General features: G+C 41.4%; 8 protein-coding genes and 1 pseudogene. 5 read left to right on the top strand and 4 right to left on the bottom strand.

Going from position 1 to position 7,089, the window contains the following annotated elements:
- The 4 genes and pseudogenes from DDE80_RS15410 to DDE80_RS07765 all read left to right on the top strand — a co-directional run.
- A pseudogene (locus DDE80_RS15410) lies at positions 1-221 on the top strand (IS4 family transposase); the annotation flags it as partial.
- 214 nt (positions 222-435) lie between these two features.
- On the top strand, positions 436-711 hold the full coding sequence (locus DDE80_RS07775) for a hypothetical protein (RefSeq protein ID WP_108307100.1): 276 nt from the start codon (positions 436-438) through the stop codon (positions 709-711).
- Between the two features lie 130 nt (positions 712-841).
- Positions 842-1,084 carry a (4Fe-4S)-binding protein gene (locus DDE80_RS07770; RefSeq protein ID WP_108307099.1) on the top strand — a complete coding sequence of 81 codons (243 nt, stop codon included), beginning with the start codon at positions 842-844 and terminating at the stop codon, positions 1,082-1,084.
- Positions 1,081-1,353: a GNAT family N-acetyltransferase gene (locus tag DDE80_RS07765; protein ID WP_108307098.1), complete on the top strand. Its 273-nt coding sequence runs from the start codon at positions 1,081-1,083 to the stop codon at positions 1,351-1,353. The genes DDE80_RS07770 and DDE80_RS07765 overlap by 4 nt, the downstream gene beginning before the upstream one ends.
- A gap of 34 nt (positions 1,354-1,387) precedes the next feature.
- Here DDE80_RS07765 and DDE80_RS07760 read toward each other — a convergent pair whose 3' ends face one another.
- Together DDE80_RS07760 and DDE80_RS07755 are read right to left on the bottom strand one after the other, a co-directional pair.
- Positions 1,388-2,401: an EAL domain-containing protein gene (locus DDE80_RS07760; RefSeq protein ID WP_108307097.1), complete on the bottom strand. Its 1,014-nt coding sequence runs from the start codon at positions 2,399-2,401 to the stop codon at positions 1,388-1,390.
- Between the two features lies 1 nt (position 2,402).
- Positions 2,403-3,248 carry a MerR family transcriptional regulator gene (locus DDE80_RS07755; protein ID WP_108307096.1) on the bottom strand — a complete coding sequence of 282 codons (846 nt, stop codon included), beginning with the start codon at positions 3,246-3,248 and terminating at the stop codon, positions 2,403-2,405.
- A 121-nt stretch (positions 3,249-3,369) separates the two neighbouring features.
- Here DDE80_RS07755 and DDE80_RS15130 point away from each other — a divergent pair, with 121 nt between their 5' ends.
- A complete protein-coding gene (locus tag DDE80_RS15130) occupies positions 3,370-4,671 on the top strand; it encodes a globin-coupled sensor protein (protein ID WP_161952296.1) in 1,302 nt (433 codons plus the stop codon).
- Positions 4,672-4,719: 48 nt separating this feature from the next.
- Here DDE80_RS15130 and DDE80_RS07745 read toward each other — a convergent pair whose 3' ends face one another.
- Both DDE80_RS07745 and DDE80_RS07740 read right to left on the bottom strand, forming a co-directional pair.
- Positions 4,720-5,019, bottom strand: a complete 300-nt coding sequence (locus DDE80_RS07745; RefSeq protein ID WP_201261511.1) for a hypothetical protein — start codon at positions 5,017-5,019, stop codon at positions 4,720-4,722.
- Positions 5,000-7,021, bottom strand: coding sequence for a DUF262 domain-containing protein (locus DDE80_RS07740; RefSeq protein ID WP_108307094.1), 2,022 nt, complete (start codon positions 7,019-7,021; stop codon positions 5,000-5,002). Before DDE80_RS07740 ends, DDE80_RS07745 begins: the two co-directional genes overlap by 20 nt.
- Positions 7,022-7,089: the final 68 nt, after the last annotated feature.

Raw genomic sequence — 7,089 nt, 5'->3', positions numbered from 1 at the left:
CTAAAAATGCGGTATTTAGTCAGCTTTTCGCCGCGTTAATTGCCTATGTTTTATTAAAGTTTTTACACAGCCGCATTCAATTGAAATCAGACGTAGACTCCTTGTCATTCGCAGGTTTTACACGCCTGTTTCTTTGGCATGCGCTTCCGGTGAAATGGCGAACGTACGTCGAAGAAATCTTATCATCAGCTCGGATGATTTATCAAAAAAGTGTTACGTGATTTTGGCTAATCAACACGCGTGTAAAAATTTACTTGTATAGCATTCCGTACGGTGAACCGTATCACAAGTAAGTGCGGTTTATAAGAAAGTCATTAAAGCATTGAAAAATGAATGCTTTGATGGCTTTTTATATTTATATTACGCCACAAATCATAACATGAATGTTATATGACGTTGGTAGATTGGGTATGTAATCCTTTATGTGGGTCTTTATTGAGTAAAAAAGCGGCAGTAGGCTTATGTGGTTCATTATTAACGAACTTAACCGCATTTTTATCTGGTGCATGGTTTGATGTCTCATTAATTGGAGGCGCTTTTGAAAAAGTCGCTTATGCGCTTCCGTTCATTCACGCAGTTGATTTAGTTCGAGCAATTGTAGCAGAAGACTTTAGTGCAATATTTCCTCATCTATATGTTGTCATAGGCTATGCAACCGTCCTGTTTAGTCTTTCAATTTTTGTTTTCAAATATAAAATTCAGAAAAATTAATAGCTTTGTTAAAGTTGATTATTGAAGTAGCAAATCTTAGCATTCGTTAAAGTGCTGAAAATTAAAAGTACTTGATAAATGTTTTAAACTGGCGCAAAGGAGGGTAAAGCGTAGCTAAGGAGTGATGACAATGGAAAAATCATGGCAAGCAGCGGGCTTTCGTCAATATAGCGGCTCGCAAATTGACGTTTATTACAACAAAGATATTTGTAGCCATTCCGGCAACTGTGTAAAAGGCAATGCGCATGTTTTCGATGTATCACGTAAACCTTGGATTGTACCAGACGCTGACCGTTATGAAGCGGTGGAGCAGACGATTGATACGTGCCCTTCTGGTGCGCTCCGTTACGTACGTAAGGAGGAAGCGCTGTGAACATTTTACAAGAAGAAGGTCGTTTTTACGTAGCCAACGGTGAACAAACAGTAGCCGAAATTACGTACACAACGCCCAATGACTCGCTCATTATTATTGATCATACGTTTGTAGATGATGCCTTGCGTGGGCAACATATTGGCGAACAACTCGTCGCAAGCGTCGTCGGGTTAGCGCGCCAACAATCGCGTAAAATTATACCACTCTGCCCTTTTGCGAAAAGCGAGTTTGAAAAGAAAACGAGCTATGTCGATGTGTGGCAAAAATAAAAACGTTAGAAGCCTCATGCCTCTAACGTCTTTTTTAAGCTCTTTTCACTTCAAGCGGTGGCAATTCGCGCTGCGGGATGGCGCTCGGTTTACCAAATAAATAACCTTGAAACAGCTCATAGCCCGCTTCACGTAACCACGCAAAGTCCGCTTCGTCCTCTACACCTTCCGCTAATGGCGTAGCGCCTACTTCTTGCGCTTTTTGTAAAAACAACTGCGCCACGCGTTGTTTTTCGGCATCGGCGTGCACCCCGCGCACATAGCCGATGTCTAACTTCATATAATCAGGCTGTAAATCCGTTAAACGCTCGATCGTATTAAAGCCTTCCCCTACATCATCGAGGGCATATTGAAAACCTTTTGTCTTATAATACGCTAAAATTTCTCGCAAATGTGCGATGTCCGCTACGTCATCGGACTCTACTACTTCAAATACAAAACAGTCGGGGTCTACACCGAGTGTGTTAGCGAGCTGTTCTGTTGATTGTAAACAATGTGCAGGCGAATAGATCGATGTCGGAATAAAGTTAATGAATACTTTTTCGTTCACCACTTTTGCGTGGCGCACTGCCGCCATGCGACACATGCGGTCTAAGGCATATAAACGCCCGCGTGTACGCGCTGCATCAAACACTTCATTAGGATAAATGAGCGAACCATCTTCACGCACAAAACGCGATAAAATTTCGTAAGCGATAATTTGACGCTCACGGTTAACGATTGGCTGCGAGTAACTCACGACAGCGCTCGCTTGCAGCAACTCGTCAATCCAGCTCGTCGCTAAAATTTCGCGCATTTCTGATAGCGGTCGCCACGGACCATCATCCACACAAAATGTTAATTCATGCATATCTAAAATGTCTTCGCTAAAATCTAAAAATTCTTTAGCACCCGCTTCACCAATCTTGATTTTTCGGTCACGAATGTCCGCCTTAAACCCGCGGCGCGCTAAATGTGTGCTTACTAATGGCAGCAATGCAATATTTTGTGAACCTTCAAACTTAATCGTGTACGACAATGCCGTCACGACACAATTTTTACAAACCATTTTATCCGCCTCCTTCTAAAATTGCTGTAATATCATTCGTAAGCTGAATATGCTGTAATGTGCCAATTTCTTTCGTACCTGCTCCGCCTAAATAAAAACGTGCGGTTTGTTCGCCCGCAAACTGATCGAGCTGCGCTAACATGTCTGGGTAAAGCGTAAAAGGACGCGTCGTCGTAGCTGACAACAGTACGATTTGCGGTCGCAACGTTAACACGGTGCCTTCGATAGCGCCAGGGGCTGGTAAACTGCCGACTAAAAATGTGCGACAGCCTTGCATCGTAAAATGCAGTAACGCGATATGAAGTGGCACTTCATGCGCCTCCCCCGGTAAACAAGCCCCTATTAATAAAGGCGCGTTCGGCTGAGGGATAAAAGAGCGACGCACGTGCACTAAATAGTCCCGCACGACCATCGAAGCCGCTGCCTCTTGGTACTCGCTCCACTCACCTTGTGCCCAGTACTCCCCAATTTTTCGCAAAAAAGGACGCACGACTTGCTGTAAAAAGGGCGTTAACCCCATATTATGATGCGCTTGCTGTAAAGTCGCCTGCATTTCCACTTCTCTACATTGTACACCATATTGTAATAATTGGATAACATAAGGATGTTCGAGTGGCGGTAATTGATGGGCCAAGTGCGCTTGTTTTGTAGCTTCTACCAATGTATAACCTTGTGCAGCGAGATCACGAACATAGCACAAACGTTGTACATCCGCTTCACTATAACTACGGTGACCGTTGGGCAAGCGCTCTGGCTGAACGACAGCGTAGCGCTCTTCCCATTTACGAATCACTTGCTTTGACAACCCCGTATGCGCAGCTACTTGCGTAATCGTATACTGTGCCATTCGTCAACCCTCCCCGTATTTGTACGCCTAGTATATCACGTTTTGTATAACTTTTGTACAACTAAAAATTTGACATCCTATTCGGAGACGTGGTAAATTTCTCACAAAGGAGATGGGACAATTGAACTTTTGGCGACGCAAACAACCGTTACAAAACGTACATTCTTTAGCATCCTCACCATCACATGCACCGATTATCTTAAAAGATTCACCTGAATTAACGAAACAACTTCGCTTAATTGGTATTGGAGAGGCAGAGCTTTATTGTATAACCTCGTATAAGCCATATGTCGAAGCGGGCATCGATGAAGTGACCGCTATTTTTTACGACAGCGTACTGGCCGTGCCAACGCTACGCAAAATTATTGAGGAGCGCACGGTCATTGATAAATTAAAGCGAACATTAGCCGCCTATTTAGTGCACATGTTTGACGGCAACTTATGTGCGGACACGCTCGCCGCAAAAAAGCAACTCGCGCGCCGTCACTTTAAAATCGGGCTCGCACCGAAATGGTATATGGGCACCTTTCAAAAACTGCAAGAAGTCATTGTAGCGCTTATTGTACAAGAGGTTACGGATGCTAAGTTACGCGAAGAAGTGGCGCTAAATGTAGCCAAACTCATTAATTTCGAAATGCAAATTGTACTAGAAGAGTATGACCTCGAAAATAGCGCACTGCGCGAACAACAATACAATGTGGTGAAGGATGAACTAAAAGGCTCGATGTCTTCAATCAGTGAGGAAGTGGCGGAGTTAACCGATAAAACGAGTGCTTCGTTAACACAAGTAATGACACATACCGACGTAATTTATACGACGATTACTGAAACGAAACAAACCGCGGCACATGTACATACCACAGCGGCACAAGGTAAGGCGGAAGTGGCGCGCCTTGAACAACAAATGGCGATGATTTTTAGCGATGCCCAGGCGATGACCGCTAAAATGGAAGAATTAAAACAAGCGGCAGCACAAATTATTAATATTGTAAGCTTAGTTAAAGCGATTGCCGAACAAACGAATTTACTCGCCTTAAACGCCTCAATTGAAGCGGCGCGCGCAGGTGAACACGGCAAAGGCTTCGCTGTCGTTGCGCAAGAAGTGCGTAAACTTGCCGAACAATCTAAAAATGCGGTCGAAACGATTACCGCATTAGTGGAAAATTCGACAACGCTTACGACGGATGCCGTACAAATGATTGCCCATATGCAACAAGAAGTACAGGACGGCAAAACGGTGACGGTAGCGACACAGACGACCTTTAGCGGCATTGTGGACGCTATTGCGCAAAACGAACAACAAATTCAAGCAGTCGTTGCTGACGTTACCGCGCTGCACGGCGTTGTGACGACCATCGACCAAGAAACCCAGCTCGTCGCTGCTTCTGCTCAGGCATTATACGAGACGACCAAGGCGTTATAATCTACAACAAACAACCGTTAGCTGTGCGTGCTAACGGTTGTTTTCTCCTTACAGTACGCGAACGGATTGATCGACCTCATGATATTCCATAATTTCAACATCATTTGGAATGAGATGCCCGTAGGTACGGATGTAGTATTCACCTAGCGTTTCTTTCCTCTTCTCGCTCTCATCGCGCAAAATAAAAAAGATTTTACGATAGTCTGGTGGCGCTAAATAAAAGTAATACATCGCCTCGTTCCAAACCGTTAATTTCGCACTCGGTACATTATCACCTGAAGTCCAGCGATGCGATTTACATTCAATAATGATTTTATTCGCTGCATTCTTAGTTTGCCATTTTGACAAACACGGTTTCTTCTTTTCCGTAATGTTCAGCTAGTGCACTAATAAAGTTATAAATAGCATGTGCACTTAAATTCGTTTCGACCCATATACCTGTGACTTCTAGTGGCAAACGAAAAGCATCTTTACTATAGTTGAGTAATTTCTGAAAACTTTTTTGTTTAGGTAAAGCTAAATAGCGTTCTAAATCATAGTCGGCTAACCACTCTAAATATGTTACTAACATCTTTTTCCACGTATCAACTGGATACTCTTTTTCATCAATTTTAATCGACTTCGGCTTCCTACCTGTCACTTCTAATGGCTCAAATACCGCATAGTAATTATCACTCATAATTGCCTGCGGCTCATCTAAAATTTGCGCTTCTTGCGGAATTGGCCAAAGTTGCAAGATTTGTTGCACCAGTTCTTCTCCGCGTGCCAAAATCGTAGTTTTATCCCAAGATGGGTACTCCCTTAAATCACGTGTAATTTTAATATTAGACACCGCATAAATCTCTTTTTTCTCTTCAAATAGTTTATTAGACAAATTAGAGTTATAAGCCGTTAGTGTTAAGTTACCTAAAACGTCGCCATATAATTTATGATCATCTGCCGCACTTCTTCCTAACGTGTTACGCCAACCAGGTGTTAAGGTTTGTGGCATAATATGTTCAATTGTCACTTCTTCAAAATCTACCGTTTCCTTATGCATATTTTGCTCAATTTGACTTAAAATCATCTTCGTTAAGCGAGGATTACGGTTATAAATATCGTTCGTTAGAATACTTTCGCGCACTTTATTATCCCGCGGAAATAGCGCTGTACCTGTACGGCTGCCTAAGAAACTATTCACCACTTGCTCTTCTGTCTTTCCTTCTGTCTCTGACGTTACTTTTACAAGCGTGCTAAATACTTTATTTAAAGCGTTGGTCGGAAAGTTTACAATAAGACGACGAATTAAATAGGCATTAAGTGTTTGTAAAATAGCCATTAATTGTTGTTTGGTAATACGCTGTTCTTCATATAAATTAAGTAGGCGCAGTAAATACGGATAGGTAACGGTAGACTTTAGCTGTAAAACACTCGTTAAATAATGTTGAATATCTCTGTCCATACCTTCTGGATTTAATAAAATGCTATAATGTCGCGCAAATTTTAATAAGTCTTTTAATAAGATTTCACTTGTTAAGTTTTCTGTAAACATGTACTGCTTAAAACTTTCATACACCTTACTTTTATTCGGAATTGTACTTGTTTTCATCGTTAAATAATCACGAATATAGTCCGATATTTTAGCGTTCGTTAACAGCTCCTCCATGCGAAGCCAATAATGATAATACAAATTTTTTTGCACTTCTGGCTCTTCATTCATCAACAAAAAGTTTCGAATTAAATCTGACTCTGTTAACGAGAGACCTGTCGAGTTTAAACTTTCGAAGATGACTTGCGGATTTTCGTCTTTTTTGCCTTGCTCTAATTGAATATATACGATTTTAAGTTTTTGTAGCGCTTCATAAAGAGCCATAGGCGAAGCGGATGAATGCAAAATAAGTGTACGCAAATACTTGTAGTTCATATGTATTTTAGATGTTTTTGTAGAAACATTATGAACAATTAACTCTAAAAAATCTTTGCGGTCATCTTCTACAGAAAGCAATTTATACTTATACGCTTCTTCTACATTACGGTTTTCGAAATAGGTTTCCCTAATATCTTCTTTGGTATTTTCATCTTCTATCGCATCTTGTAGCGCTTTTAACATAAGAAATGTTGTCGTAATACGCTGTTGTCCGTCAATGATAATATAGTCGCTACCCATCCCAGGAAACGAAGCTTTAACAAAAACAACGGTTCCTAAAAAATGCCCCTGCATATCTTCATTTAACGCAATGTCCTCAATATCTTCAAAATATTGTTCCACCTGTGCCTCTGTCCATTCATAACGTCGTTGATAAACAGGTATGCGAAATACCGATTTTGGTGAATATAAAAACTCTAACAATTTAATTGTACCTGCATCCATCTCTACACCTCATCACTTTTCTATTGTTATATTTATCAATATAACACAAAAAATCACACTGGCATAAA

The sequence above is a fragment of the Metalysinibacillus jejuensis genome (genome assembly GCF_003057615.1).
Lineage (GTDB): Bacteria > Bacillota > Bacilli > Bacillales_A > Planococcaceae > Metalysinibacillus > Metalysinibacillus jejuensis.
Note: the sequence above shows the minus strand (reverse complement) of the source record. Positions and strands in the feature narration are given on the sequence as shown.